The 25,722-nt window shown below is 41.7% G+C and carries 27 protein-coding genes; 17 read left to right on the top strand and 10 right to left on the bottom strand.

The genetic code is table 11. The features are described from left to right. Positions 1 to 16 precede the first annotated feature (16 nt). The 6 genes from CKV81_RS10630 to CKV81_RS10605 all read right to left on the bottom strand — a co-directional run bounded on the left by CKV81_RS10630 (position 17) and on the right by CKV81_RS10605 (position 6,321). The gene (locus CKV81_RS10630) at positions 17 to 898 is read right to left on the bottom strand and encodes an ORF6N domain-containing protein (protein WP_027384302.1); all 882 of its coding nucleotides are present in this window, start codon (positions 896 to 898) and stop codon (positions 17 to 19) included. Beyond that, positions 888 to 2,981 (bottom strand): type IA DNA topoisomerase, encoded by a 2,094-nt coding sequence (locus CKV81_RS10625; RefSeq protein ID WP_027384303.1) that lies wholly within the window; start codon positions 2,979 to 2,981, stop codon positions 888 to 890. Before CKV81_RS10625 ends, CKV81_RS10630 begins: the two co-directional genes overlap by 11 nt. A 6-nt stretch (positions 2,982 to 2,987) precedes the next feature. Beyond that, a complete protein-coding gene (locus CKV81_RS10620; RefSeq protein WP_027384304.1) occupies positions 2,988 to 4,454 on the bottom strand; it encodes a DUF3945 domain-containing protein in 1,467 nt (488 codons plus the stop codon). Positions 4,455 to 4,539: 85 nt separating this feature from the next. Continuing rightward, positions 4,540 to 4,848, bottom strand: coding sequence for a helix-turn-helix domain-containing protein (locus tag CKV81_RS10615; protein WP_002978404.1), 309 nt, complete (start codon positions 4,846 to 4,848; stop codon positions 4,540 to 4,542). An 11-nt stretch (positions 4,849 to 4,859) separates the two neighbouring features. Further along, a complete protein-coding gene (locus CKV81_RS10610; protein WP_027384305.1) occupies positions 4,860 to 5,213 on the bottom strand; it encodes a helix-turn-helix domain-containing protein in 354 nt (117 codons plus the stop codon). Between the two features lie 262 nt (positions 5,214 to 5,475). Then, positions 5,476 to 6,321, bottom strand: coding sequence for an RteC domain-containing protein (locus tag CKV81_RS10605; protein ID WP_095073094.1), 846 nt, complete (start codon positions 6,319 to 6,321; stop codon positions 5,476 to 5,478). Positions 6,322 to 6,561: 240 nt separating this feature from the next. On the opposite strand from CKV81_RS10605, the gene CKV81_RS10600 reads away from it, so the two are divergent. From CKV81_RS10600 to CKV81_RS10555, 10 genes are all read left to right on the top strand, one after another. Beyond that, on the top strand, positions 6,562 to 7,125 hold the full coding sequence (locus CKV81_RS10600; RefSeq protein ID WP_027384307.1) for a helix-turn-helix domain-containing protein: 564 nt from the start codon (positions 6,562 to 6,564) through the stop codon (positions 7,123 to 7,125). 90 nt (positions 7,126 to 7,215) lie between these two features. Continuing rightward, the gene (locus tag CKV81_RS10595) at positions 7,216 to 9,627 is read left to right on the top strand and encodes a heavy metal translocating P-type ATPase (RefSeq protein ID WP_027384308.1); all 2,412 of its coding nucleotides are present in this window, start codon (positions 7,216 to 7,218) and stop codon (positions 9,625 to 9,627) included. Positions 9,628 to 9,630: 3 nt separating this feature from the next. After that, the gene (locus tag CKV81_RS10590; protein ID WP_027384309.1) at positions 9,631 to 10,581 is read left to right on the top strand and encodes a cation diffusion facilitator family transporter; all 951 of its coding nucleotides are present in this window, start codon (positions 9,631 to 9,633) and stop codon (positions 10,579 to 10,581) included. 45 nt (positions 10,582 to 10,626) lie between these two features. Beyond that, on the top strand, positions 10,627 to 11,013 hold the full coding sequence (locus CKV81_RS10585; RefSeq protein ID WP_027384310.1) for a hypothetical protein: 387 nt from the start codon (positions 10,627 to 10,629) through the stop codon (positions 11,011 to 11,013). A 174-nt stretch (positions 11,014 to 11,187) separates the two neighbouring features. Then, positions 11,188 to 11,658, top strand: a complete 471-nt coding sequence (locus tag CKV81_RS10580) for a hypothetical protein (RefSeq protein WP_027384311.1) — start codon at positions 11,188 to 11,190, stop codon at positions 11,656 to 11,658. Positions 11,659 to 11,726: 68 nt separating this feature from the next. Then, positions 11,727 to 12,065, top strand: a complete 339-nt coding sequence (locus CKV81_RS10575) for a four-helix bundle copper-binding protein (protein ID WP_027384312.1) — start codon at positions 11,727 to 11,729, stop codon at positions 12,063 to 12,065. A 169-nt stretch (positions 12,066 to 12,234) separates the two neighbouring features. Then, positions 12,235 to 12,744 (top strand): plastocyanin/azurin family copper-binding protein, encoded by a 510-nt coding sequence (locus CKV81_RS10570; RefSeq protein ID WP_095073092.1) that lies wholly within the window; start codon positions 12,235 to 12,237, stop codon positions 12,742 to 12,744. A 107-nt stretch (positions 12,745 to 12,851) separates the two neighbouring features. Beyond that, positions 12,852 to 13,094 carry a heavy-metal-associated domain-containing protein gene (locus CKV81_RS10565; RefSeq protein WP_051230726.1) on the top strand — a complete coding sequence of 81 codons (243 nt, stop codon included), beginning with the start codon at positions 12,852 to 12,854 and terminating at the stop codon, positions 13,092 to 13,094. Between the two features lie 108 nt (positions 13,095 to 13,202). Further along, a complete protein-coding gene (locus tag CKV81_RS10560; RefSeq protein WP_143095588.1) occupies positions 13,203 to 13,619 on the top strand; it encodes a helix-turn-helix domain-containing protein in 417 nt (138 codons plus the stop codon). Positions 13,620 to 13,728: 109 nt separating this feature from the next. Further along, positions 13,729 to 14,799, top strand: a complete 1,071-nt coding sequence (locus CKV81_RS10555; protein ID WP_095073090.1) for a flavin reductase family protein — start codon at positions 13,729 to 13,731, stop codon at positions 14,797 to 14,799. Positions 14,800 to 14,862: 63 nt separating this feature from the next. Here CKV81_RS10555 and CKV81_RS10550 read toward each other — a convergent pair whose 3' ends face one another. Together CKV81_RS10550 and CKV81_RS10545 are read right to left on the bottom strand one after the other, a co-directional pair. Beyond that, positions 14,863 to 15,174: a hypothetical protein gene (locus CKV81_RS10550; RefSeq protein WP_027384315.1), complete on the bottom strand. Its 312-nt coding sequence runs from the start codon at positions 15,172 to 15,174 to the stop codon at positions 14,863 to 14,865. A gap of 45 nt (positions 15,175 to 15,219) precedes the next feature. Then, the gene (locus CKV81_RS10545; RefSeq protein ID WP_027384316.1) at positions 15,220 to 15,486 is read right to left on the bottom strand and encodes a hypothetical protein; all 267 of its coding nucleotides are present in this window, start codon (positions 15,484 to 15,486) and stop codon (positions 15,220 to 15,222) included. A gap of 206 nt (positions 15,487 to 15,692) precedes the next feature. On the opposite strand from CKV81_RS10545, the gene CKV81_RS10540 reads away from it, so the two are divergent. Next, a complete protein-coding gene (locus CKV81_RS10540; protein WP_027384317.1) occupies positions 15,693 to 16,247 on the top strand; it encodes a helix-turn-helix domain-containing protein in 555 nt (184 codons plus the stop codon). Positions 16,248 to 16,322: 75 nt separating this feature from the next. Here the strand turns inward: CKV81_RS10540 and CKV81_RS10535 are convergent, their stop codons facing one another. Beyond that, a complete protein-coding gene (locus CKV81_RS10535; protein WP_027384318.1) occupies positions 16,323 to 17,174 on the bottom strand; it encodes an AraC family transcriptional regulator in 852 nt (283 codons plus the stop codon). 172 nt (positions 17,175 to 17,346) lie between these two features. Here CKV81_RS10535 and CKV81_RS10530 point away from each other — a divergent pair, with 172 nt between their 5' ends. Further along, positions 17,347 to 17,619 (top strand): amino acid permease, encoded by a 273-nt coding sequence (locus CKV81_RS10530; RefSeq protein WP_157727408.1) that lies wholly within the window; start codon positions 17,347 to 17,349, stop codon positions 17,617 to 17,619. Here CKV81_RS10530 and CKV81_RS10525 read toward each other — a convergent pair. Next, positions 17,616 to 18,778, bottom strand: a protein-coding gene (locus tag CKV81_RS10525; protein WP_407641666.1) for an IS3 family transposase whose coding sequence is annotated in 2 segments (ribosomal slippage) — positions 17,616 to 18,517 and positions 18,517 to 18,778 — 1,164 coding nt in all. Because the reading frame shifts where the segments join, the coding sequence is not laid out codon by codon here. The two genes, CKV81_RS10530 and CKV81_RS10525, sit on opposite strands and share 4 nt — an antisense overlap. A gap of 133 nt (positions 18,779 to 18,911) precedes the next feature. Between CKV81_RS10525 and CKV81_RS10520 the strand changes: the two genes are divergently transcribed. The 5 genes from CKV81_RS10520 (at position 18,912) to CKV81_RS13715 (ending at position 25,630) form a co-directional block, all read left to right on the top strand. Next, a complete protein-coding gene (locus CKV81_RS10520) occupies positions 18,912 to 19,982 on the top strand; it encodes an efflux RND transporter periplasmic adaptor subunit (RefSeq protein WP_051230732.1) in 1,071 nt (356 codons plus the stop codon). Between the two features lie 3 nt (positions 19,983 to 19,985). Next, entirely contained in the window at positions 19,986 to 23,117 is a 3,132-nt protein-coding gene (locus CKV81_RS10515) for an efflux RND transporter permease subunit (protein ID WP_051230734.1), read from the top strand. Between the two features lie 9 nt (positions 23,118 to 23,126). Beyond that, a complete protein-coding gene (locus CKV81_RS10510) occupies positions 23,127 to 24,422 on the top strand; it encodes a TolC family protein (protein ID WP_027384321.1) in 1,296 nt (431 codons plus the stop codon). A gap of 100 nt (positions 24,423 to 24,522) precedes the next feature. Next, positions 24,523 to 25,089: a DUF2652 domain-containing protein gene (locus tag CKV81_RS10505; RefSeq protein ID WP_027384322.1), complete on the top strand. Its 567-nt coding sequence runs from the start codon at positions 24,523 to 24,525 to the stop codon at positions 25,087 to 25,089. Positions 25,090 to 25,204: 115 nt separating this feature from the next. Next, a complete protein-coding gene (locus tag CKV81_RS13715) occupies positions 25,205 to 25,630 on the top strand; it encodes a Fur family transcriptional regulator (RefSeq protein WP_027384323.1) in 426 nt (141 codons plus the stop codon). Positions 25,631 to 25,722 lie beyond the last annotated feature (92 nt).

Raw genomic sequence — 25,722 nt, 5'->3', positions numbered from 1 at the left:
CCTCTGAAAAGAGGGTTTATTGTTGATTAAGTATTTGAAGCATCCTGCCGACTTCAATATCCATTCTCGAAAAGGCAAACCATTTTTTGCCCAGGTCTTTCAGTGATGCCCCGATGTGGTAGAGTTCCGCATTATCAATAATCAAAAAGCGGTCGTGGGCATCGGAAAAAAGCTCTATATCTATTGGGGGATATTGGCTGTTGTAGCGTTGTACATCCAACCGTAACTGGTTGCTGATGCTTTTGGTAAGGATAGTAGCGGTTACATTGTCTTTGCGTTTACCCAGTAAGGTAAGCACGGTATCATCCACATAATTATCAAGCAGGATAATGGAGCTTCCGGCACTGCGGACAATATCGGAAACAAAGGCATAGGCATCAAAAACCTGCCCGTTGTAGAAAATACCTTTTTCGCTGTGCAGCTTGTCGCTTTCCAGAGCCTTAAAAATCTCTTCAAATTTTTGGTCGGCTTCCAGTTGCTTCAATTCGATATTATCCAAACGATGAAACAAAGAAGCATTGCTGATGAGCATACGCCGCATTTCTACAAAGGCTTCCATTATCTCAACGCTCACTTTAACGGCTATATCCGAACGGAGTATCGCAGAAGCCATTGCCACGCCCTGTTCAGTAAAAACGTAGGGCAAATAACGTCTGCCGCCGTAATTTAAACTTGAGGTTCCAATTTGGAACCTCAAGTTTTCAACTTCCGCTTCGGTCAGTTGAAAGCAAAACGAAGCAGGAAAACGCTCGTTATTCCGTTTTACCGCTTTGTTCAGGTTCTTTGTTTCTACCTGATATAAGACAGCGAGGTCGCTGTCCAACATTACCTGTTTACCCCGGATGGTATGTATCAGGTTCCTGATTTCTTTAGGTACGATTGACGGCTTATTTTCCATTGCGCTTATTGCTTTTGTTTTTCTCAAACTCAAAGGAGCTTTCCGCATTTTCTTTCAGGACGATGTAAGCATCGAATTTCTTTCCGGCTTTGCTTGTCATTCCTTTGATTAAAGCCGTTTTGCCTTTAGTAACAAGGCTTGTAATATTGGCGATGCTGATTTGCGCACCGCAAACGGTACGGAACTGCACCCAGTTACACCCCTCATCAGGGCATTTCACAATCTTATCACGGATAATGAGTTGCTGACTTTTACATTTCGGACAAGTTAGTTTCGGCTGATTGGTATTGGCAATGGAGGTTTGCAGCAGTTCGTCGGTAATGGATTTCGCATAGGTTTCCATTTCCTGTTGGAACGTTCCGGCATCGGCTTCGCTGTTTTCGATTTTCTGCAATGCCAGTTCCCATTCGGCGGTCATTGCCACATCTGCAATCTTACGTTCTTTAACCAGTTCATACACCTGCAAACCTTTTTCCGTAGGAACTAAGGAACGCTTATCCCGTTGGATATAATTGCGGGTAAACAGGGTTTCGATAATGGCGGCTCTTGTAGCCGGAGTACCGATACCGATATTTTTCAGGGCTTTGCGTTCTTCCTCGTTTTCGATTTCCTTTCCGGCGGTTTCCATAGCCGACAAAAGCCCGGCTTCGGTATAAAGCACTGGCGGTTTGGTCTGCTTTTCCAAAAAGATAGCTTCCTTTATTTTGAGTTCGTCGCCTTTGTGCAGTTCGGGTAATTCCTGCACTGGCTCTTCGCCGTCCTCGGTAAAGCTGCCTTTGATGGAACGCCAACCCGCTTCCTGGATTTTACAGCCTTTTGCCGCAAAATCATAGTGCATTACCTGTAACGTTACGTCGGTTATTTCTTTTACACAGGCTTGTGATAGGGCTTCGAGCAGGCGAAGCGCAATCATATTGTAAATCTTGTCTTCGTCGGCATTCAATACTGACGGCACTTTGTCGGTAATCAATAAACCGTGATGGTCCGTTACACGGAGGTCATTCACGATGCGTTTATTGAACCGCCCCCATTTGATTTTGCTAAGGGCTTGCTTGCAGTCTTCCCGGTTCTGCAATGCCCGCACAAGATTGGGAATTTCTGCCCACATATCTTCGGGTATGTATTTGCTCCCGGTACGTGGGTACGTGATAAATTTCTTTTCGTACAGGCTTTGCGCAATATTCAGCGTTGCTTCAGCAGAGAGCTTTAGCCTTTTATTGGCTTCCTTTTGCAAACCTGTCAAATCGAAAAGCAAGGGCGGTTGTTCGGTAACGCTTTTGGTTTCTACCGAAGTAACGGTTGCGGTTCCGCTTCGCTGAATAGCTTTCAGGGTATCATCAGCAAACTGCTTTTCATCCCACTTGGTAGCGGAAATGCTTTTGAAGTCAACCTGTGCTTTGTTGTGCAGTAATTGTACCTGCCAGTATTTCTTAACCGTGAAATTCTTATTGTCGAGGTAGCGTTTGCATATCAACGCCAGTGTAGGCGTTTGCACTCTTCCGAGCGAATAAATACCGTTGCCTGCGGCGATGCTCAATGCCTGCGTAGCATTGATGCCTACGAGCCAGTCGGCACGGCTCCTGCCTTGTGCAGCCAGGTACAAGCCGTCAAATGCTTTTCCGTCTTTTAGGTTATCAAAGCCCTGCTTCATTGCCTTTTCGGTCAGCGAGCTAATCCAAAGGCGTTCAAAGGGCTTGTTGCATTTCAGGTATTCATAAATGTACCGAAATATCAATTCGCCCTCACGTCCTGCATCGGTTGCAACAATGATGCTGTTGCTTTGCTTAAAAAGCTGTTCAATGACTTTCAGTTGCTTTACTGCGCCTGCATCGGCGGTATAGCCTTTGTCTTTTTTGACCTTGCGAACGGTCAATAAAAACGGGTTGGGCAATATCGGTAAAGCGGCTTTATCAAATCCCGAAATGCCATAGTCTTCGGGCATTCCCAGTCCGATTAAATGACCGAATGCCCACGTAACAAAATAGCCGTTACCTGTCAGGTAGCCGTCCTTTTTTTCAGATGCCCCCAACAAGCCGGCTATCTCTCTTGCTACGCTTGGTTTTTCTGCAATGATTGTTTTCATACTGTATTACATTTTTCTGCCTTTGGATTTTGCAGGGTTTTGTTGCTTGTCCTGCTGTTCCTGCTGCTTATTATTTTTCGGTGTTTGCTGCCCGGATTTCAAAGGCTCCTGCACATTTTTGGTCGCTTCGTTGGTTTTGCCCTCTGAATTGACGGCGGTTTGTGTTTTATGGGCTTCGGCAGTTTCTACCCGTGCTTTATACTGACCGGGAAACTCAAATTTTGTCTTTCCGGTATCTTTGTCGAAAGTGATATAACCCTTATACGGTTGGTCTTTTTTATCTTTCAGTTCTACATAGATAGTTTGCCCGGCTTTGAACTTGTCATACTGCTCATTTTCCAGTTCTTTGCCCCTGAAAGTTTTCGGGGCTTCCTGGGGTTGGCTTTGCTGATTGGTCTGCTGATTGCCTTGTTGGGTGTTTTGCGCCTGCTGATTGCCATTGGTTCTGTCAAACAGAAACTCCACAAATCGTTTGTCCGCATTAAACTGAACCGTTGCAGAAAATTCCTTTCCTTTGGCAGAAGTCATACCCTCCAGATAAAGCGGCTTTCCCTCCATTAAGGTTTGCTTTTGCTCATCATTCAGTTTTACGCCTTTTATTTCATCGGGTATTTTGATGAAATCTGTACGCAATGCGGTAATGTCGTTGGTCAGCCTGTCGATACTGATAATGGACGGCATCAGTTCACCTGTTTTGGTATTGACCAAATTAACCACACGCCCCATATTGCCCGTTTCGAGCAGGTTTTTCTTATCCTCGTCCGTAAACTTGTGTCCGAACAATTCTAAATGCAGGGCAGGTTCTTTTTTGATACCGTGCATCGCCACGATAACATTGCCGTCCTGGTCTTGCTGTAAAGACAGGCGGGCATCGGTACGGAGAATAGAACCGCCGAGGTTAACGCCTATCGGTACAAGCTCATTGGTTTTGTAGCCTCGTAGCAAAGGGTCGAGCAGGTTTCTTTTTTCAAGATACTCCTTGCTTAGTCCGAGGTTTTTCATTGTGTCCCAATCAATCTGCTCCGGCTTGTAACGATATTCCGTTGCTTCCGTTGTGGTTTGTGCTGTTTCCATATTATTTTGATTTTCTTGTTTTTTATCAGGTTGTGTTTGCGCTTTCACTTCGTGCTCTTTCATCACTTTTTCACCCTCCGGTGTGGGCTTATCTACCTGCTTCTGCAATTCCTGCGCTTTTTCTATGGCGATGGGTGCAGGTACTTTGAAAAATGAAAAATTGGTGGGGTTCTTTAATTGGCTGAAAAAATTGGAGAAAAAGTTGGAAAAGAAATCTCCGCTTTTATCCACACGCATAAACTGGTTTTGATTTTTCTTCGTGGGGTCAACGGTTTCCATTTTCCCGTTTTCGTCGATACTCTTTACTGCCTGGATTTTCATTTTCTCTTTATCCAGTACGAGTAATATGTCCGAAAGCTGTTCGGGCATATCTTGTTTATTAGTTGTTTCTTCGCTCATAATCTGAAAATTTTAAAAATTCACTGTCGAATGTAAAGGAAGCCCGCACCGCATTGCACTATATGGCAGTCAGAGGCAGTGTTTGTCACTTATTGGCATCCAGTTTGGGCAAAGGCGGGTTAAAACTTTCCCTGATGAACTGGTGCACATCGGACAGCTTGTAATACAGTTTTCCACTGATAGTATAGTAAGGGAGCTTGCCGATGGAGCGATACCGTTGCAGGGAGCGGTTGCTGATTTTCAGCATTTGCAATAAGTCCTGATTGTCCAGTAATTCTTCTCCGTCTATGCTGTTGCGTTTCTTTTGTAAATCGTCTATGTGGTTGCCAAGAATGTCGAGCCTGTCCATTATGCGTTCCATCCACGCCACAAATTCCATTTTGTCGATGTTCATACCTTATACTTTTACTTATTACCTGATTTTAGCTTTCTGCCTTTTTCGATGTAGCTTTTTCCTTGCGCCATAAGCTGCTCCACGTATTCATCGGTGGTCTGCACGGCATTGGCGTTCAACATTTCCTTGATTGCGCCAATCGTATAGTAATACTGCCCGTACATTTTTGAAAAGGCTATCTGACCGTTGGTGCGCATACGCCACAATGTTTTTTCGCTGATGTGGAGGTACTGGCAGACTTCGTGATTGTTAAGCCACAAACTATCGTAGCTTGTATCTTCCAGTTTGAGGATGTATTCGCTGATGGCTTTCAACCGTTCGTTGAGGTGCTTCCACACTTCTTCGTCAACTGTTATAATATTCATAGCAATGATGTTAAATATTCACAGGACAAAATTCAGAAGTGTGGCAGTGTTTGTCTGCCAATGCTTACCAATTGAAAAAGCGGTTTTTTGAAAATTTTACAATTTGCCGGAAAACCTTATTAAATAAGGGTTTGAGCAGATTTGCCGATTTTCGGGGCAGGAAAATATGCCCGTTTGCCCATTGGCATATATGGGTAAGCGCAGGTACAAAAAAAGCAATACGGGAGGCGTATTGCTTTCAAATTCTTTGTTGACGGGTTGTTTATAAGTCCTTATCCATATATTCTTCCAATGACTGCTTCAACTGGTCTAAAAATAAGGTGCGGGAGCCTGCCCGGGTTTTCATCCGGTGGAATGCGTGATGCACATCGGTCAGTGAAATTCGGAACAAGACCTGCGAAATGGCTGTGAGCTTTCGGATGCCCACCTTACCACCCGAAATAGCACCCGATGCGTACAGGGCATACATCAACTCAATCAGGGCGTTTTTACTGTCCGTCCAGGATAGCTCTTTGATATCGTCTGTGTTTTGAAAAAAGGTATCGGGATTTTCTTCAGGGGTGATTTTAGTTAAAAGATAGGCATATAAAAGGTCATTAGCGATAATACGGGCTACTTTGTAATCATAATAGGTAGAGAATTGCGGGTCAATCTCAAAGACATAGCTACTAAGTCCATCAAGGTAATTTATCTGCCCACGCTTAAAGTATTCATTGTCCTTATCTACCCTGCCCGAACGGTAATATCTGTAAAAATGGGAATTGCAGATATGTTCACTAAATTCAATCTTTAATTCCGTGAGATGGGTAGAGAAATAGTTGTGATACATTTTCCCGTTGTTGACCGGACAGGCAGTTTCTATCCGGTAGAGCTTATTATAATAGATGAGTTTGCCCAGGATTTGCGGCTTGATCATTTTGAAGAACTCAATCTCTTTTTCTTCGTTGACAAATCCTGAACTTAAAACACATTCTTTTGATGAAATCAGTAGCTCCTGAAGAAAGACCGTCATTTGAAAAGCCTCTTCAATTAGCCCCGAGCACGTTACTGAAAATTTCCGTTCCTGCTCCTGAATTTCGGTAACAATAGTTCCTAATGACTTTCTCATAGTAGGGAGGATTATGTTATCAATATCAGTGTACCTTAGCAAATGTTATTAATAAACAGGGAATTAACAGCCAATATGACCCTACAATGGGAAAGATTTTGGTTATTTGTCCTTGTTTTTGCACCATAAAAATCCTTGACTGATCTACTTAGTCGCTCGTAATCAATAAATACTTAAATTTTAATCTTAAATTTGTCTTTGCGTATTTATGCAATAATATGAATTGTGATTTATTGAAATATGAGTACATTATTTATCAAAAATATGGTCTGCAACCGTTGCATTCTCGTAGTTCAGAATGAACTCGACAAGCTCGGCTTAAAAGCTAACAATATAAAACTGGGAGAAATTACCCTTGCGAAAGAATTAACCACTAAAGAGCGTGAAGCATTGGAACATGTTTTAGACCCTTTGGGCTTTGAGGTCATCGACGACAAAAAGAGCCGGATAATTGAAAAGATAAAAAACGTCATTATTGACCTGGTACACCATCAGGACAACGATGCGAAAACCAATCTTTCGGACGTATTGAGCGACCAATTGCACCACGATTACAATTACCTTTCTAACCTGTTTTCCGATATTGAGGGTACGACCATTGAGAAGTATTTTATCGCTCAGAAAGTCGAAAAGGTAAAAGAATTATTGGTTTATGATGAGCTGTCGTTAAGCGAGATTGCCGACCGTATGAATTATTCGAGCGTGGCGTATTTAAGCAACCAGTTCAAGAAAGTAACTGGGCTTACACCAAGCCATTTCAAGCAGATACGTGAGGACAAGCGCAAGCCACTGGATAAGGTTTAAGTAAATCTTACAAATCAAACCCAGAATTTCACAATAGAAGTCCCCTTTATTGTTGCCAACTTTGCATTATGAAAATAAAGCAATCGAGATATGGCAACCAATAAAGAAACAATTTACATCCCATTAGAGGATGTGGAAAGCGAGCACTGTGCATTAATCGTCGAAAAAGGACTGGCACAGGTAAAAGGCGTAGAAACCCACAAAGTAGAGCTAAATAACCGCAGGGCGGCTATTACCGTTAATGATAACGAGGTCGTAGGCGAAGCTGTAAAAGCAATCAAAGATTTAGGCTATGGCGTTCCTACCGTTAAAAAGACTTATCCTGTACTGGGTATGACCTGTGCATCTTGTGCAGGAAGTGCCGAAAGTATGGCAAAATATACTCCGGGCGTAGTTAGTGCCGAAGTGAATTACGGTACAGGAAACCTTAACGTTGAGTTCCTGCCGAATATAACCAGTTCCGAGCAAATCAGGAAAGCGGTACAGGACGGCGGTTACGACCTGTTGCTTGAAGACGAGAACAAGCAGCAGGAAACCTTAGAAGCCATCCACGCCGAAAAATTCAGAAAACTAAAAAACAAAACCATTTGGGCGGTAATCCTATCGCTCCCGGTAGTCATTATTGGTATGTTCTTTATGGATATGCCTTACGGTAATGAAATAATGTGGGCATTTTCCACTCCAGTAGTTTTATGGTTAGGTAAAGACTTTTTCATCAATGCGTGGAAGCAGGCGAAACACCGTTCTGCCAATATGGACACGTTGGTAGCATTGAGTACAGGTATCGCCTATATATTCAGTGTATTCAATATGCTGTTTATGGACTTTTGGCATCAAAGAGGTTTACACGCACACGTGTACTTTGAAGCGGCTGCCGTTATTATCGCATTCATCCTGTTAGGCAAGCTGTTGGAAGAAAAAGCCAAAGGCAATACCTCATCAGCCATTAAAAAGCTGATGGGCTTGCAGCCAAAAACGGTTATCGTGATTGAAGCGGACGGAACGGAAAGACAGAAAGCTATCGAAGATGTAAACGCAGGCGACATTATTTTGGTTAAGCCGGGCGAAAAAATTGCAGTAGATGGCATGGTCGTATCGGGTAACTCGTATGTAGATGAAAGTATGCTAAGCGGCGAACCTGTTCCGGTACTGAAAAAGGAAAACGAAAAGGTATTTGCAGGAACCATCAACCAAAAAGGTAGCTTCCAGTTCAAGGCGGTAAAAGTGGGCAAAGAAACAATGCTTGCCCAAATCATCAAAATGGTGCAGGATGCACAGGGAAGTAAAGCACCCGTACAAAAACTGGTGGATAAAATCGCAGGTATCTTCGTTCCGGTAGTAATGGGTATTGCTGTATTGACCTTTATCCTTTGGTTCTTCTTAGGAGGCGAAAACGGAGTGGTTCAGGGATTGTTAGCCGCAGTTACCGTATTGGTTATTGCTTGTCCTTGTGCTTTAGGTTTGGCAACACCGACCGCTATTATGGTGGGCGTTGGTAAAGGTGCTGAAAACGGCATTCTGATTAAAGATGCGGAAAGTCTGGAACTGGCGAAAAAAGTAAACGCTATCGTGCTGGATAAAACAGGTACGATTACCGAGGGAAGACCCCAGGTTACAGGCATACAATGGCTGAACAATGACGATGCGACCAAAGACGTTTTATTGAGCATCGAAAAGCAATCGGAGCACCCATTGGCGGAAGCCGTTGTAAAACATTTGGAGGGCGTTTCCACCACTGCATTATCAAACTTCGACAGTATTACGGGTAAAGGCGCAAAAGCCGATTACAACAACGATACTTACTATGTTGGTAATAAAAAGCTGTTAGCTGAAAACAACATTACCATTGCCGACCAACTGCAACAGCAGGCGGACGAATGGGGTACACAGTCTAAAACCGTTATATGGTTTGCAAACAGCAAACAGGCTCTTTCGGTAATCGCTATTTCCGATAAAATTAAAGAAACATCGGTAGCAGCTATCAAGGAAATGCAGGATATGGGCATCGACCTGTATATGCTTACCGGAGATAACGAAGCGACTGCCAAAGCCATTGCACAGCAGACAGGCATCGGGCACTACAAAGCCGAAGTATTGCCACAGCACAAAGCCGACTTTGTAAAAGAACTTCAAGCACAGGGCAAAGTGGTAGCGATGGTTGGGGATGGCATTAACGACAGTACCGCACTGGCAACAGCTGATGTAAGTATCGCAATGGGCAAAGGTTCGGATATCGCTATGGATGTGGCGAAAATGACCATCATTTCATCCGACCTTACCAAAATACCGCAGGCGATTAGATTGTCAAAACAGACCGTTGCGACTATCAAGCAAAACCTGTTTTGGGCGTTCATCTACAACCTTATCGGTATTCCAATTGCCGCAGGTATTCTTTATCCGATTAACGGTTTCTTATTGAACCCGATGATTGCAGGAGCAGCAATGGCGTTAAGTAGTGTAAGTGTTGTAAGCAACAGTTTACGCTTAAAATGGAAAAAATAAATTATGGAAAAAGAGCAAGGAAACGACCATTCTCATAGTACGAATAAGAAGACCTTAACGGTTAGTTTGGTCATTATTACGGTCTATATGGCAGTAGAGGTTATAGGTGGGTTAGTAACTAACAGCCTTGCCCTATTAGCCGATGCTGGACATATGTTGAGTGATGCAGTATCACTCTTCATCGCATTGATGGCATTTAAGTTCAGTAGTAAGGTAGCTGACTACGGAAAGACTTATGGTTACAAAAGATTTGAAATACTGGCAGCAGTCATTAACGGCGCAACGCTGATACTGATTTCAGGTTATATCATTTACGAGGCAATAGAACGCTTCCAGAACCCACCGGAAATTCAATCAAGCGGTATGCTGATTGTTGCATTCATTGGACTACTGGTCAATGTGCTTGTAGCTTGGATAATGATGCGGGGGTCTGATGTAAAAGAAAACCTCAATATGCGTGGAGCATACCTGCACGTCCTCAGTGATATGTTAGGGTCGGTTGGTGCTATCATCGCAGCCTTGCTGATTATGTTCTTTGGTTGGGGGTGGGCAGACCCGTTGGCAAGTATCATCGTTTCCATACTGGTTTTACGGAGCGGTTATTTAGTAACTAAATCATCGGTACACGTACTGATGGAGGGTACGCCGGAGAATGTAGAGGTGGAAAAGATGACAGAAAAAATTCTGAAAACAGAGGGTGTCAAAGGGATGCACGACCTTCATATATGGACAATAACAAGTGGTTTGAACGCCCTTACCTGCCATTTGGTCGTAGATGAAAAAATGAAGATTGAAGAAAGTGAAAAATTGCTCCGCAACATCGAGTATACTTTGGAAGATCTGAACATTCACCATGTCACTATCCAGTTGGAAACACCTGCTCACATGCACGATAATTCAATATTATGTAGTGTAAAAGCTGACCCATCAAGTCACGACAACCATAATCATTAATCAAATTCAATAAAATCAAGTTTTAATCTCTAAAAATAAATAAAAATGAAAGTGAACAAATTACTGATAGGTACATTCACCTCTTTAGCCATCTTTCTTACATCTTGTGGTGGCGATACCAAAACAGCAAAGGACGCTCATGTACACACCGATGGTGACGGACATAACCATGCTACAGAACAGGTTGATAAACCCGTTGAAAAAGTAGCACTCAAAGACAGAAATGAAAAAGGCGAACTAATTGATGCAGCAGGACACCTAATTACCGGCTGTCCTGGACATAAAGAAATGGTAGGTTCTCAGGGTGATATGTGTCCTAAGTGTGATTACATGACAATGATACCGATTACTTGGGATATTACTGGGGTTGATACCGTAAGAGTAACGACTTTAGCTGATTATAACCCACCTGCTGACAAGCTAAAAAAATAATGTAGAACTTAGCTTTATTGCGTTTGCTAAGCGGTAGTTTCTGAAAAAGGAGCTGCCGTTTTTTTATGACTTATCCGTAAAAATTACAAATCTTACAAGAAAAATCACACTTTCAAGCTCTTATCCTATAAGTAGATTTGTATATGGTCTAACTTTTATGGAGGGAATTTCCTAATGACAAACAACGATACACAGAATGCGAACCTTGTCCGCAGATCCATTGAAAACATAAGGGCGGTTTTAACGGAGAAGAACATACAGGACGTGAAAATATCCGACATTACATCGGTTGCTAAAATCTCCAGAAGCAAATTTTTCAGCTTCTTTGGTGGAATGAATACGCTGTTGGAACTGGTGTTGACCGAGGAACTGGTCAGGAGCTACGAACAGATTGCTTTGAGCATCAAAAATCAGGAGGAGAAAAAGAACTTAGAGGTAGAATTGAGCCTGCTCCGGATTATCTACATCAGGAAGAACCACATACTCTATAATTACTACAAAGTTTCGGAACTTTTACCGAGCCGATACGACGAATTGAAAGAAGCCCTAACCATTAAGGAACAAAATTTGCAGTCAGATATACTAAAAGAGCACGGCGTGGAACCCAACGGATTAAAATGGAAAAATGCTTTTAGCGTTTACTAAAGTTAACTTAAAAAGAACTAAACCGGGCTTCAAATGTTATAATTTAGTAATCACAAAAATTAAGAGATATGATACAGACAAAATTCCAATCGTGTATAGAAGCCTGCCTTAAATGTGTGGCTATCTGTAACCAATGTGCCATCGCTTGTTTAAACGAAGATGATGTTGCACACGTAAAAAAATGTATCCAGTTAGACCTGGAATGTGCAGCTATTTGCCAGGCGTCAGCAAACGTATTAAGTCTTGACGGTAAATTTAGCAAAGACATTTGCAAACTTTGTGCTGACATTTGCAACGCTTGTGCTGAAGAATGTGAAAAACACGCTGCAATGGGTATGGAGCATTGTAAAGAATGTGCAGAAGCGTGCAGAGCTTGTGCAAAGGCGTGTGAGGAAATGGCAGCGTAATACTGGCATTTTTTTTTGTTTAAAATTCAGAGGGTTCTTGCAACCCTCTTTTTTTGTGCCCTGTCCAATCAGTAAATATCACAAATCAAACACGGAAAAGCGTAATAAGGAAGTGGCCTTATGTGCTGAAATTTGCGCTATCAGATAACATATAAAATCTCAAATAGAAATGAAAAAGTTAGTGTTAGCATTGTCGGTAATCGCATTTACCGCCTGTAACAACAATCAGCAAAAAGAACAGACCACACAGGAGAGCAATCAGCCAGTAACAGAAGAAGCGGTTGCCCCAGCAGAAACAGGGAACGAAAATATAATTACCATTAGCGGTGGCGATGATATGAAGTTCGACAAAACCGAACTGAAAACCAAAGCAGGCGAAACAGTAAGGCTTATCCTGAAGCATATCGGTAAAGCACCAATTGAGGCAATGGGACACAATGTTGTCATTCTTGCACAGGGTACGGATTTCAACGCCTTTGCCAATGCTGCGATAGATGCTAAGGACAACGGCTACATACCTAAAGGAATGGAAAAAGCCGTTATTGCTAAAACGGATATGATTGGCGGTGGGCAAACCACGGAAATTACCTTTACGGCTCCGGCTAAGGGTTCATATGATTTTCTGTGTTCGTTTCCCGGCCATTACATCTATATGAAAGGCAAATTAATCGTAGAGTAATCCGGCGATTTCAAAATCAGTAAAAATCACAAATCTTACAAGGAATAGCGTAATAGTAACCATCCGTTTAATACGGAAATTTGTATAACAATAAAAATAAGTTCAAAATGAAAAATGTAGAATTAAGCATACCAGATATGCAAAGCGCACACTGCCAGTCAAGAGTAAACGGAGCAATCAAAGATATTGACGGCATTAAAGTTGAAAAATTGGAAGCAGGAAAATTATCTGTTTCGGTTGAAAACGACGAAGTAAAAGAAGAGTTGGTTGAGGCGATTGAAAAAGCAGGCTACAAAGTTGGCGGCGACGGCGATAAGGCTTCAAGTTGTTCAACAGGATGCTGCGGATAAGATTTGGGCAGTCCCGGAGCAAGTACGCCAGTGCTTCTCCGGGATTTTTTACCAAAGCCACTCCAGCGTATGAAACAGTTAATAACCTCGTTCCATAAATAAAAAGCAATGTTACAGAAACAAAATTCAAGCGACTGTTCGGAGATAATGACGAAAGTTTGCAATGTAGCAGACCGGATTATACAGAACCGATTGGACACAGGTACATCTGCACCGTTTGCCGTGCAGCTTACAAAAGAACTGAAAACGGATTATCAGCAGTTGAATAATCTGTTTCTCGTTGAATGCGATATGAGCCTTGAAATTATCTATATCAAGCGCATTATCGAAAAGGTAAAAGAGTTATTGGTGTACACCGAGCAATCGCTATCACAAATCGCAAAATCGTTAGGCTATCAGAAGCCTGCGGAACTATCAGAGCAATTAGCAACTTACACGGGATTAACGTCTGCCCATTTTAAGCAGATACGAAAAAACAAGCTCGAAATCATCAGAAGACAGCAGGAAAAGCAAAACGAACTATAATTGTCAGAACAGCAAACTTTTAAATAGAAGTCTTGATGAAACCTCGCTTTGTGTACAGAAGCAGAGGTTTTCTTTTTATCAGCAATGCAAGACAAGAAACTACCGAGGGATGAAGAAATACACGTGGCGAACACATAAAATTATACAGGAAACCGAAGATACCATTAGTATATACTTTGACACGGAGCAGCAGGCATTTAGCTACCTGCCCGGTCAATACCTTAACATCAGGCTTGCCATAAACGGCGAACAGCTCATACGTTCGTATTCGTTCAGTTCTGTGCCATCTGACGAATTTCCCGCCATTACCATTAAAAGGGTTACGGGCGGAAAGATGAGCAATTACATTTTAGATAATGCCGGACTAATAGAAGCCTGGGAAATAGAAGCCCCCTTTGGCAGCTTTGTTTTGGAAAAGCCCATAGCCGAGCATTCCCAAATTGTTTTGTTGGCGGGTGGTAGCGGTATTTCCCCGTTATACGCAATGCTGAAAAGCGTTGAGAACAGTAACCAAATTCCCTTACTGGTGTACAGCAACAAAACGCCGGAAGAAACCATATTTTGGAATGAACTGGAAACGATGCAGGCAGCACAAAAGCTGAATATTTGTTATTCCTTTACCGCCCCCGATTTTATTTCCACCAAAATCAACCACGTTGCAGGCAGGTTCAATTTGCTTGTATTGCGTTCGGTCATTAAAAGACTGGTTGGCGAGGTTGCGGCAGCCCATTATTACATCTGCGGACCCAATGGGCTGATGGATTTATACCGGGATGCCTTAACGGGTTTGAACATTCCCGAAGACCATATCCATTTGGAATACTTCGACCCGGTTCCGGTGGATGCGGGCGATTTGGAAACGGACGGTACTGTTAAAGATGTGATTGTAAACTATTACGAGGACAATTACGAGAACGACGAAAAGCAAACGTATGAATGTACATCGCTCATTGAGGTACAGCCGAAGCAATCGCTTTTGGATGCGATGAAAGCGCATCATATCAAAGTGGCGAGTTCCTGTAAGAACGGAACCTGCGGGGCTTGTTGGGCGGTGAAAACATATGGGGAAGTTCGGATGCTCCATAACGGCGCACTAACAGAACAGGATATTGCCGAGGGAATAATTTTGTTGTGCCAAAGCTACCCGATGAATGCGGATGTTTGTGTTACGGTACAGTAATATCCATATAGAAAAAGGGCAAAATTACAGCTTTATAGCTGCTGTTTTGCCCTTGTTGTTTTGTTAGTCTTTTTTAAGTGCCAGTTTGCGGAGCATTGCTGTACTCATACTATCCGTATAAGCCCCGTAAGCTGTAACCAAAATTCCTTTTAAACCGTCTTTCGAGGCAATTCCGTACACCGTTGCCTCATCGCTTGGGTTGCTTTCTCCCTCGTAGCGATAGACCTGTTCGATTTCAAATTCATCAACTGTATATTTGTTGCTGCCGCAGATTAAACAGTTCTCTTCGAGGTTGAAATCCACGTTATAGCCCTCGTTCCGTAGGTTCTGTATCGCTACCAAAACCGTAGCGTATTTGTACGTTACATTTGTCATAGTAATAGTCTTTTAAATTGCTGTTTATCACTCCCGGCTGTCCTGTCAGAAGTCCTCTTTTAGCAGGTCTTTGAGCTTCCGGTGCTGTATGCACAATTCGGCGTACATATTTTTTAGCCTGCTGTTTTCTGCGTTTAAATTTACTAATTCTGCAAGAATATCCATTCCTAAATCCTTGTATTTCTGTTTGAGTTCAAAAATGTTCGTGCCGTAAACGCCGTATTTCTCAAAAAGCTCCAGTCCGCTTTTGCCTGCGTTATAGTCTTTCAGCACCTTTAAAACTTGATGTTCGTTGCTTTTTTTATTCTTCATTTTTATACGGATGTTGTCTGTTACAAAATTCCGTAAGATGAACGGGTGTAGCTATGTACTTTTCCCTGTTTAGTTTATGATATTTAATGTTGCTGCACCGATTTTCATAAAATTTCACAAAACAAACCCGGAATATCATAATAGTATGTCGGTGGCAAATGCAGAATTTTGACCATTGAATAAAGGAACTTATACACTTTAGAACTATGACACTATTAATAAAAGGAATGGTGTGCAATAGATGTACGTATGTTCTTGAACAGGAATTGACAGCTTTGGGTTTTGAGGTTTTGGATGTAAAACTGGGTCAAGCCATCATAAAAGATACGGCAGACTTTTCGCACAAGTTGGGAGCAATCAAAACAATGCTGAAAAGCATCGGCTTGGAGCTGATGTACGACAAGAACCAAAAGATGATTAACAAGATAAAAGAGTTGGTGGAGAAAGGTATTACATTGCAACTGCAAAGCGGCACACCTACCAAATTCACAACCTTAATCAGTGGAAAGCTGCACAAGAACTACGATACATTGAGTGCCTTATTTTCTTCGGTAGAGGGAATAACACTCGAAAAGTACATCATTCATCGGAAGATTGAAAAGGTAAAACAGCTTTTGGTTGATACCGAAATGTCCCTGACCGAGATTGCCCACGTACTGGGGTACAGCAGTCAGGCTTACCTTTCCAACCAGTTGAAAAAGCACACGGGTTTTACATCTTCTCATTATAGAAATATTAAAGAAAAGGGAAGCCTAAAATAAAACTATCCAAATAAGAAAACGAGGTTAGAAAGAAATCATTAAATTCCAAAAGTTTAATCATTTATATTTAATGATTTACTCTAAGTGGTTGCTTTTAAGCCGATATTGATTGGCAGTAATACCGTAGTTTTTTTTAAAAATTTTATTAAGATGACTTTCATCGACAAAATTCATTTCATATGCTATTTCACTAATAGTAAGATCACTGTATTTTAATCTTGAAATTATGAGCTCAAGCTTGTATTTAATTATATAATTTTTTAAAGTATTGCCGGTTTGAGTTTTAAAGTATCGATTAATATAATCCGCTGATTTATTAAACTTTAGAGCCAAAGATTCTATTTTTAAAGAGTTTTTTTCATAAATATTCTGTTGTATATATGTATATATTTCATGAATAATACTTTTACTATTTACTAAGTTTGAATGATTTTGCATTGTATCATGTATGTTTCTCGCCAGCAGATTGAGTAGTAAAAAGACGATGTTTTGGACAATTATTTCTTGATAAGCGCCAGACCTATCCGCTTCACTAATTAGTTTTTTTATCAAAGCTTCAAAAATAATATTATCGTTCTCGTTTACTATACTTCCATGGATGTTGTGATGATTATGAAAAACAAATTCCAGATTTTTGAAAAAATCGCTAAGATTTAATTTTTCATTACGCCTACTAAAAGTACTTGAAAAAAAATTTGCTGTAAAATCAATGAAACAAAGCTTACAGCTATCAATTGTTTCAAATGCATGATACTCTTCTGGTGTTAAAAAGAATACATCTCCTTTAGTAAAACTGTATTTATTATTGTTTATAATATGAAGTCCACTACCCTCCAGCACAAATATTAATTCAAAAAAATGATGCTTGTGAATGGGGTTCTTTTGTTGAATTAATTCAATGACTTTTAATTCTATTTGCTTGTACATTCTTCAATTTTTTTCCATAAAAGTACTGAATATGGTCGGTATTTTACCTATTAAAGAGGTTTTGACATTGTTAATTTTGCGGACGAGGGATTATAATAATAAAAACTGGTAAAAATCTAAGAATAAGTCCTTCATACCTGTTCCACATAATTATGGCAATATCGTGAACAATTTGAAAACTAATACTAATAAGACCCTAAGTCAATTTGATATAACCATACTTGTTATAAGCTTTGTAATTGGAATGGGAATATTTGGAACGCCTGCACGTGTAGCAGCAGCAGCAGGATCGCCAGCTATATTTTTTAGTGTATGGATATTTTTTGGTTTTGTATCACTGTGTGGTGCTCTTGCTTTTGCAGAAATAGGTCTGCGGTTCACAGAGATGGGAGGTTTTTACAAAATATTTGCAAAAGCTTATCATCCCTCTGTAATCTTCCCTTAGCTAGCTACATTCAAAACTAAAAAATTCCAATCAGATTTGCTATTGCTATCCTGTTGGAATGTGGGAAACTCAGAGAGTTTTCCATATTTCAACAGGAACTCTGTCGGCGTTAACTGCCCCAATGAGGAATGGGGTCTTTCATTGTTGTACATCCATGCCCATGCATCTGCGTATTTTCTTATCTCGGGCAAGCTGTCAAACATATAGCTATCCAGTACATCTTGCCTGAATGTCCTATTGAACCGTTCAATCAAACTGTTCTGTGTAGGCTTGCCCGGTTGGATAAATTCCCATTGTATACCGTTCTGCTCACACCATCCCCGCATAGCCTCAGCAACAAACTCAGGACCATTATCAGAACGGATCTTGTCGGGTTTGCCTCGCCACTCCAATAGTTTTTCCAGTTCTCGGATTACTCGTTGTGCAGGCAGGCTGGTGTCCACCGTAATAGAAAGAGCCTCCCGGCTGAAATCATCGATGACGTTTAGTGTACGGATCGTTTTCCCACTGGCCAGCGTATCGTGCATGAAATCAAGGCTCCAGGTGATGTTCGGTCCAACAGGACACAGTAGTGGTGCTTTTACCCGAGCAGGAAGACGCTTCTTGCGCTTATTTCGAAGATTTAATCGCATGGCGGTGTATATTCTATAAACACGTTTGTGGTTCCACATATATTGTAACTTTCTAAGACGGTGGTACATCATCCAGAAGCCCCATGTGCGGTGCAGATCGGCCAGCTTTGAAAGCTGCTCGATGACTTCTGTATCATCTCTGCGCTTTGCACGGTAATAAAAAACAGATGTACTGATATTAAATACGGTACAGGCCTGCCGTAGGCTCATCCCAAAATCTTCACGGGCATAACCTACAAGCTCACGCTTTTCGGCAGGCCCTAGAGCTTTTTTTCGATAACGTCTTTTAACACCGTGATCTGAAGGGTCTGCTCGGCAACGATCTTTTTATATTGGGCCAGCTCCTTTTCCATTTCCCGGAGTTGTTTGAGCTGAGATACTTCCATACCAGAGTATTTGCTCTTCCATGAATAGAATGTACCTTGGCTAATACCATGTTCCCGGCAGATATCGGAAACCGATTGTCCCGACTCCTGCTGTGATAAAATCTTGATGATCTGCGATTCGCTGAACTTACTTTTTTTCATTGTCCCTAAATTATAAAACTACATTAATAATCGTAGCGGTTTTTAGGGAAGATTACACAACCAAGTTCCCAAAACCTATGGGCAATTTTGTTGTCGAGCAGAGCATACATACAAAAAATAAAAAATTATTACAATGAGAGCATACAAAATAGGACTGTTATCCATCTTGGTTGCGGGAGTAGGAATAGTACAGAGTTGCAAGCAAAAAGAAGAAAAACAGCTAAAAGATGAGCCTCCGGTAGTAACCGTAGCCACTATCAACAGTTCGGAAACCGAGCAATCCGTTTCCTATTCGGGTTCCATTGTACCCGACAATATGACCACCGTAAGTTTTGCCGTTCCCGGCACGATTAACAGCGTGGGTGTGAATGAGGGGCAGCGTGTGAGCAAAGGACAGTTCCTTGCAAGCATTGATGCCACCGAGTATGAAGCTGCATTGCAGATTGCCAATGCGAGTTTAGACCAGAGCCAGGATGCATTCAGGAGATTTGATGAACTGTACAAAAAAGGAAGTTTCCCCGAAAAGGATTACATCGACATCAAAACAAAAGTAGCGCAGGCAGAAGCCAACAAAAAAATCAACCGCAAGCGCATTGCAGACAGTCGCTTACATTCACCTACCAACGGCATTATAACTGTGAAAACAGCCGAAGTTGGCGGTATGGCAGCACCTGGCGTTCCTGCCTTTACCATCGTAAAAACGGACATGGTATATGCACAGTTTTCAGTACCGGAAAGCGAAATCGGAAGCTTTAAACAAGGGATGCAGGTAGATGTGAACATTCCTACACTGCAACGTGATTTCAAGGGTAAAATAACCATTATTAATCCCGTAGCGGACGAAATATCCAAAGCATTTACTCTTAAAGTTCGCTTGGACAATCCGGGCGGTGTCCTGATGCCGGGAATGATTACCGAAGTGCTTGCAGGAGTACCGGTAAAGGTTAAGCAGGTGCGTGTACCGCTTACTGCCATTGTGAACAATGTTGATAAAATCCCTCACGTTTACGTGGTAGATAAAAATAACATTGCCAAGTTAACAAGGGTCAGCGTTGGTAAAATTGCAGGCGACGACATCATCATAACAGATGGGCTAAATGAAAGCCAAACTATTATCCTTACCGGACAGAACAACGTGAAAGATGGTAAGAAAGTTAAAGCGCAAACTACATCGGTAACAGCATCAGCCCCAAAATCTGAATAATTTATGAAAAGAAAGATAAACCTCATTGAAGCGGCAATGAAATTTCCGCAAGTACCGATAGCGATTACTGTTATTATGGTGCTTGCCGGGCTGATTTCATTGATGACGATGCCGAGAAGTGAAGACCCCCGTGTAACAGTTAGACAGGGGCTTGTTGTGGCTTTCTATCCCGGAGCCGACGAAGAGCAGATAGAGAAAGAAGTAACCGACAAACTGGAACAATACCTGTTCGGTTTCGAGGAAATCAAAAAAGAAAAAACCCATTCGGAAAGTAAGCCCGGACAGGTGGTTGTAACGGTAGAATTGCAGGACTATGTAAAGGACACCAAAAAATTCTGGAATACCTTGCAGCACGGCTTGGATGCCAATATGCCTTTAGCATTGCCACGGGGTGTACAGGGACCGTATGTGAACAGCGATTTCGGCGATGTGGTCGTTCAGATGATTGCCGTATCAGCCCCCGGTCGTTCTTACGCCCAGTTGGAAAACTATTTGGATGAATTGGAAGACGGCATTAAGACGATACCGTCCGTTTCCAAAATCAAGCGTTACGGCGGTCAGAAGCAGCAGGTATTTATTACCCTGCGTGAAGATGTATTGAAGCAGTACGGTTTCGGTATCAACGAAATCACGAACACATTAAGCCAACAGAATGTTACTATTCCCAGTGGCGATATTGAAATTGACAAAAACCGTTTCCTGATTTTCACGGATGCACAGTATCAGAATGAAAATGAAATCGGGAACCTGATTGTATATAGCTCCCCGCAGGGCGGCAATATCCGTTTGCGTGATATAGCCAACATCGAGAGAAGATACGAAGACCTGAAAAGCAAAATTACCGTTTCAGGAAACGATGTAATGATGCTGACGGTAGAAATGCAGCCCGGACAGAACATTGTCGATTTGGGTAATGCGCTGACACAGAAAGTTGCTGAAGTAAAAGAAATCCTGCCATCAGATGTGCAGGTCAACACCATTGTTGACCAACCCAAAGTAGTTGATATGAACTTGGGGCATTTCTTTATCGAGTTCGGTATTGCCATTGCTGCCGTTATCTTGGTAGTAATGCTACTGCTGCCGTTCAGGGTTGCCACCATTTCAGCCATTGCAGCACCCGTTACCATTGCCGTAACATTCGCTATCCTCAACTTGTTGGGTATCGAAATGCACCAGGTTAGTTTGGCGGCAATGATTATCGTACTGGGGATGGTGGTCGATGATGCCATTATCGTAGTGGATAACTACATCGAGAAAGTGGACGAAAAAATACCGTCGTGGACTGCCGCTTGGCAGAGTGCCACACAGTTAATGGTTCCTATTTTCACGGCTACGCTTACCATTGTCCTATCGTTCCTGCCTTTGGCATTTACGCTTACCGGGCTTACAAGGGAGTTTGTGCAATGGATACCGATTACCGTAAGCATCGCTTTGGCGGTTTCGTTCTTGGTAGCCTTGTTCCTTACACCGTATATGTGTTACCACTTCCTGAAAAAAGGATTGAAGAAGCACGATGATAAGCCGAAAAAACGCAATTTCTTAGACTGGATGCAGGACGGTTTCGACCGTGCAATCGAGTTCTGTATGAAATGGCAGAAAACTACATTGGTAGCAGGTTTGGTTATCTTTTTCCTTTCTTTCGTGGTTGGCAGTCAGGTTAAAACCGAGTTTTTCCCTATCGTGGAAAGAAACCAGTTCAACCTTGAATTGTGGATGGATAACGGTACGAACATCCACGAAACCGAAGCAGCCGTTAAGAAGATAGAAAAGGAAATTGCAGGCGATAAACGCATTGTAAACACCGCAAGTTTTATCGGTACAAGCTCGCCCCGTTTCTACTCCACCTATGCACCTGAGCACCCACGGGAAAACTTTGCGCAGGTATTCATCAATACCACAAACAAAGATGCGACGGCAGAAATGATAGACGAGTATGTACAGAAATTTAATAACTACCTACCGAACGGTTATGTACGGGTTAGGCAGCTTAGTAAGAAGCAGCAGCCCGCACCGATTGAGATCCGTGTGATTGGCAAGGATATGACCGAGCAGAAAAAAGTGGCAAAACAGGTTGCCGCATTACTGGAAAACACCAAAGGATCTAACTGGGTACGCACCGATTATCAGAATGATTATGTAGGGCTGAAAGCCGTGGTTAAAGAAGATGTAGCGCTGCGTTTGGGCGTTACCAAAGCACAGATAGCACAGGCATTGGGAGCTAAGATAAAAGGCTACCCCGTATCGCAGATGTGGGAGGGTAATAAAGCCATTGATATTGTATTGCGTACAGACGAAAGCGACAGGGAAAATCTGGATGCTTTGGGCAATATGTACATCAACTCAACATTCGGTGCTAAGGTTCCTTTAAAGCAGGTGGTAGATTTACAACCGTCCTGGCATACCGGGGCTATTGTACACCGCAACGGGTTAAGAACCTTAACCGTTTCTTCTGAAGCACAGTTGGGCAGAAAACCCGCAGAAGTATTTGCAGAGGTACAGCCTAAAATTGACAGCCTGAAACTGCCGAAAGGCATTAAGATAGCCTACGGCGGCGAATATGAAGACGGACTGGAAAGCGGTCCAAAAATGGGAAAGGCTTTTATGATAAGTTTCGTGCTCATCTTCCTTGTTCTGTTATTCCAGTTCAAGCGTGTGGGTAAAGTATTCATTGTGCTGGCTTCGTTCCCGTTGAGTTTACTGGGTGCAATGTTAGGCTTGTTCCTGACAGGTTATGAGTTCGGGTTTATGGCAATCATCGGTATTACTGCCTTACTGGGTATAGTAGTTCGTAACGGGATTATCCTTGTGGACTATGCAGATGAACTGGTAAGGGAGCACGGGCACAGCATCAGGGAAGCAGCCCTGTTTGCAGCTAAACGAAGAATGCGACCAATCTTCCTTACTTCAATGGCGGCAGCAATCGGTTTGATACCGTTAATGGCGAGTGGTTCGCCGGAATGGGGACCGATTTCAAGTACCATTTCAATCGGTATTCTGGTATCAATGATTACCACATTGTTTATCGTTCCGGTACTGTATTACAGGTTCGTAAAACCACCTAAAAACAAACAGTTGGATGAGCAGCACGAGCGCAAAGCTGATACCGATGTTCACCACCAAAAATATTTATCATAAAAAGGCATTATGTTACAGAAAAGATATAAAACAGTCATAAAGGTTTTTATATGCGGTTTCGCTCTTTTGCAGGGAACAAACAACCTCTTTGCACAGCAGCAGCTAACCCTTGCGCAAAGCAAAGAACTGGCATTAAAAAAAAATAACAGGATAGGCAAAGCCAAAGAAGACGTAATTGCCACCCAATCCGACAAGCTGATTGCGGATGTGGCAGGCAGGCCGAAACTGGATGCTTCGGCGACCGCCTTTTACTTTGGCGAGCCATTAAACACTATGCTGCCTGAATATGGGTTTGCACCAATGGTCAGCGTTACACAGCCGATTTACACAGGCGGTAAGATTAAGTACGGCAAGCAGATGGCAGAAACCAATATACAGATGAGCAACGCTCAACAGCGATTGGTAGAAGACGAAGTATTACTGGCTACCGAAACCGCTTACTGGCTTATGGTACAGGCTAAGGAAGAAATCAAATTGGAACAACAGGTTAAAAAACAACTGGCTTCTCATTACACATTTCTTAACAACCAGTTTGAGGCAGGATTGATTTACAAAAACGATGTATTGCGGGCAAAGGTGCTACAGAACGAAAACGAAGCCCGTTTGCAGGCTGCGGAGAACAAGCTCATCTTAGCAAAAAGAAGATTGAGCCAATTAATCGGGATGGAAGACCCCACTGGTATAGACATAATCGATACATTGAGTACGGGGGACTTTTCTAAGCAGAGCATCTTGGAGGCTCCAGATGCAAACCGTCCGGAAATTGAGTTGGCAACCAATAGCATTAAAATGAGCGAGCTTACCAAAAGTATGCTCAAAGCCGACCAGAAACCATCGGTAGGTTTGTCGCTGAACGGAATGGCTGCCTTTGGAAAAGAGGGCATCAACTTTGGCGACCCGACTAAAAACCATATGCTTACATACTTCGGTATGTTGAGCGTTAAAATCCCGGTTTTCGATTGGGGCAGCAGAAAGGAAAAAGTAAAACAGCAGGAAGCTAATATACGTTCGGCTGAATACGGACTGAAAGAACTGAAAAGTCAAATCACTGTGGAGATCGAGCAGGCAATGCTTAACCTGCAATTGCAGGCTAACAATATTGATTTGATGCAGGCATCATTAATTGAAGCTGACGAAAACCTTAAATTGAGCAATGACCGCTTTAAAGCCGGAACCATTACCGGGGAAGATGTGCTTAGAGCTGAAACACTTTGGCAAAGAGCATACAGCAATATGTTAGATGCGAAAGTACTTTACAAAATTGCTGAAGCTGTTTATCATAAAACCATTGGTCAGATGAAATAGCTTTTTTTTAAATTAGTTAATGCTATGGGAATTGATAATACTCAAAATGTAGGGGCATTAAAAAAGCCCCTGCTTTTTTAATTAATATTAAGATGTAATAATGAAAGAACTTTACTCCAGTGAAGAAAAGGGTTTGTTAATGATACCTGACATATCGGGCTTTACAGATTTCGTTATCAAATCAAATATGTTTGTTGGCAAATACATAACAGAAAGTTTACTTAAAACAATAATGGACAGCAATATTCTTTGTATGGAAATTTCGGAAATAGAGGGTGATGCCATACTGTTTTATAAGTACAAAAACCTACCCACATTTGAGGAAACTTTGGTACAAATAGAACACACATACAAAGATTTTCAAAAAGAGCTACAACGCTTATCTAAACAATTAGCAATTGAAATCCCGCTTTCTCTGAAGACAATCGTCCACTACGGCAATTTTGCTAAATATCAAATTGGCACTTTTGAAAAGCTTTATGGTGCACCTGTTGTGGAAGCACATAAAATGCTAAAAAATCATATTGCTGAATATCCTCCTTACGCTTTGTTTTCTGACGCATTTTTGAAAGCAAATTTCAAAGAGCCTGAACAATCAACTGTTGAATACGACAATTGTGAAGACTGTAAATATTTGCCTGAAATTGGTTACATACATTACCTATAAAGTACAAACAGTAAATATCACAAATCTATCAAAGGAAATTACAATACTTATACAAAAGAACATTTCTAATTTTACAATAGACTTAAATTCAGTAACAAATACTGATAGAAGTAAAATGAAAAGTTTAGAAGAAAAATTATTGAAAAGGGGCATAAAACCCACTTCGGTTAGGCTGTTAATCTTTACAACAATGTCTGGCTTACAAAAGGCTTTCAGCCTGACTGATTTGGAAACCGAGTTAGAAACCGTCAATAAATCTACTATTTTCAGGACATTGAGCCTATTCCATGAAAATTTGCTTATCCATAGTATTGATGACGGCTCAGGATCTATAAAGTATTCTATTTGCAGTGACACCTGTATGTGTACGGTTGGCGAGCTACACGTCCATTTCAATTGTAACCGCTGTAAGAATACGTATTGTCTTGAAAGTATTTCAATACCAGCAATTCAGCTCCCAGAAAAATTTCTTTTGGACAGTGTGAATTTCGTAATGAAAGGTATTTGTAAAGATTGCTCAAGGTTCGTTAAAACAAAATAATCATTTTCATTTTTAATTAAATTTTGAAGCAGCCCTTACCAAATAGGGTTGCTTTAAATTTGCAACCATGTTCCAAAAATTTACTAATAAAT

It is taken from the genome of Chryseobacterium taklimakanense, assembly GCF_900187185.1.
GTDB lineage: Bacteria > Bacteroidota > Bacteroidia > Flavobacteriales > Weeksellaceae > Planobacterium > Planobacterium taklimakanense.
The sequence above is the reverse complement of the archived record's forward strand: the minus strand, read 5'-3'. Positions and strand labels throughout refer to the sequence as shown.

What these genes read in the sequence shown, in the direction of transcription:
- CKV81_RS10535 (WP_027384318.1), bottom strand. Translation starts at nt 17,174, where the DNA reads ATGTACAAGCAAATAGAATTAAAAGTCATTGAATTAATTCAACAAAAG.
- CKV81_RS10590 (WP_027384309.1), top strand. Translation starts at nt 9,631, where the DNA reads ATGGAAAAAGAGCAAGGAAACGACCATTCTCATAGTACGAATAAGAAG.
- CKV81_RS10560 (WP_143095588.1), top strand. Translation starts at nt 13,203, where the DNA reads ATGTTACAGAAACAAAATTCAAGCGACTGTTCGGAGATAATGACGAAA.
- CKV81_RS10575 (WP_027384312.1), top strand. Translation starts at nt 11,727, where the DNA reads ATGATACAGACAAAATTCCAATCGTGTATAGAAGCCTGCCTTAAATGT.
- CKV81_RS10550 (WP_027384315.1), bottom strand. Translation starts at nt 15,174, where the DNA reads ATGACAAATGTAACGTACAAATACGCTACGGTTTTGGTAGCGATACAG.
- CKV81_RS10540 (WP_027384317.1), top strand. Translation starts at nt 15,693, where the DNA reads ATGACACTATTAATAAAAGGAATGGTGTGCAATAGATGTACGTATGTT.
- CKV81_RS10520 (WP_051230732.1), top strand. Translation starts at nt 18,912, where the DNA reads ATGAGAGCATACAAAATAGGACTGTTATCCATCTTGGTTGCGGGAGTA.
- CKV81_RS10615 (WP_002978404.1), bottom strand. Translation starts at nt 4,848, where the DNA reads ATGAACATCGACAAAATGGAATTTGTGGCGTGGATGGAACGCATAATG.
- CKV81_RS10545 (WP_027384316.1), bottom strand. Translation starts at nt 15,486, where the DNA reads ATGAAGAATAAAAAAAGCAACGAACATCAAGTTTTAAAGGTGCTGAAA.
- CKV81_RS10595 (WP_027384308.1), top strand. Translation starts at nt 7,216, where the DNA reads ATGGCAACCAATAAAGAAACAATTTACATCCCATTAGAGGATGTGGAA.
- CKV81_RS13715 (WP_027384323.1), top strand. Translation starts at nt 25,205, where the DNA reads ATGAAAAGTTTAGAAGAAAAATTATTGAAAAGGGGCATAAAACCCACT.
- CKV81_RS10630 (WP_027384302.1), bottom strand. Translation starts at nt 898, where the DNA reads ATGGAAAATAAGCCGTCAATCGTACCTAAAGAAATCAGGAACCTGATA.
- CKV81_RS10565 (WP_051230726.1), top strand. Translation starts at nt 12,852, where the DNA reads ATGAAAAATGTAGAATTAAGCATACCAGATATGCAAAGCGCACACTGC.
- CKV81_RS10570 (WP_095073092.1), top strand. Translation starts at nt 12,235, where the DNA reads ATGAAAAAGTTAGTGTTAGCATTGTCGGTAATCGCATTTACCGCCTGT.
- CKV81_RS10580 (WP_027384311.1), top strand. Translation starts at nt 11,188, where the DNA reads ATGACAAACAACGATACACAGAATGCGAACCTTGTCCGCAGATCCATT.
- CKV81_RS10510 (WP_027384321.1), top strand. Translation starts at nt 23,127, where the DNA reads ATGTTACAGAAAAGATATAAAACAGTCATAAAGGTTTTTATATGCGGT.
- CKV81_RS10555 (WP_095073090.1), top strand. Translation starts at nt 13,729, where the DNA reads ATGAAGAAATACACGTGGCGAACACATAAAATTATACAGGAAACCGAA.
- CKV81_RS10515 (WP_051230734.1), top strand. Translation starts at nt 19,986, where the DNA reads ATGAAAAGAAAGATAAACCTCATTGAAGCGGCAATGAAATTTCCGCAA.
- CKV81_RS10505 (WP_027384322.1), top strand. Translation starts at nt 24,523, where the DNA reads ATGAAAGAACTTTACTCCAGTGAAGAAAAGGGTTTGTTAATGATACCT.
- CKV81_RS10585 (WP_027384310.1), top strand. Translation starts at nt 10,627, where the DNA reads ATGAAAGTGAACAAATTACTGATAGGTACATTCACCTCTTTAGCCATC.
- CKV81_RS10620 (WP_027384304.1), bottom strand. Translation starts at nt 4,454, where the DNA reads ATGAGCGAAGAAACAACTAATAAACAAGATATGCCCGAACAGCTTTCG.
- CKV81_RS10625 (WP_027384303.1), bottom strand. Translation starts at nt 2,981, where the DNA reads ATGAAAACAATCATTGCAGAAAAACCAAGCGTAGCAAGAGAGATAGCC.
- CKV81_RS10600 (WP_027384307.1), top strand. Translation starts at nt 6,562, where the DNA reads ATGAGTACATTATTTATCAAAAATATGGTCTGCAACCGTTGCATTCTC.
- CKV81_RS10605 (WP_095073094.1), bottom strand. Translation starts at nt 6,321, where the DNA reads ATGAGAAAGTCATTAGGAACTATTGTTACCGAAATTCAGGAGCAGGAA.
- CKV81_RS10610 (WP_027384305.1), bottom strand. Translation starts at nt 5,213, where the DNA reads ATGAATATTATAACAGTTGACGAAGAAGTGTGGAAGCACCTCAACGAA.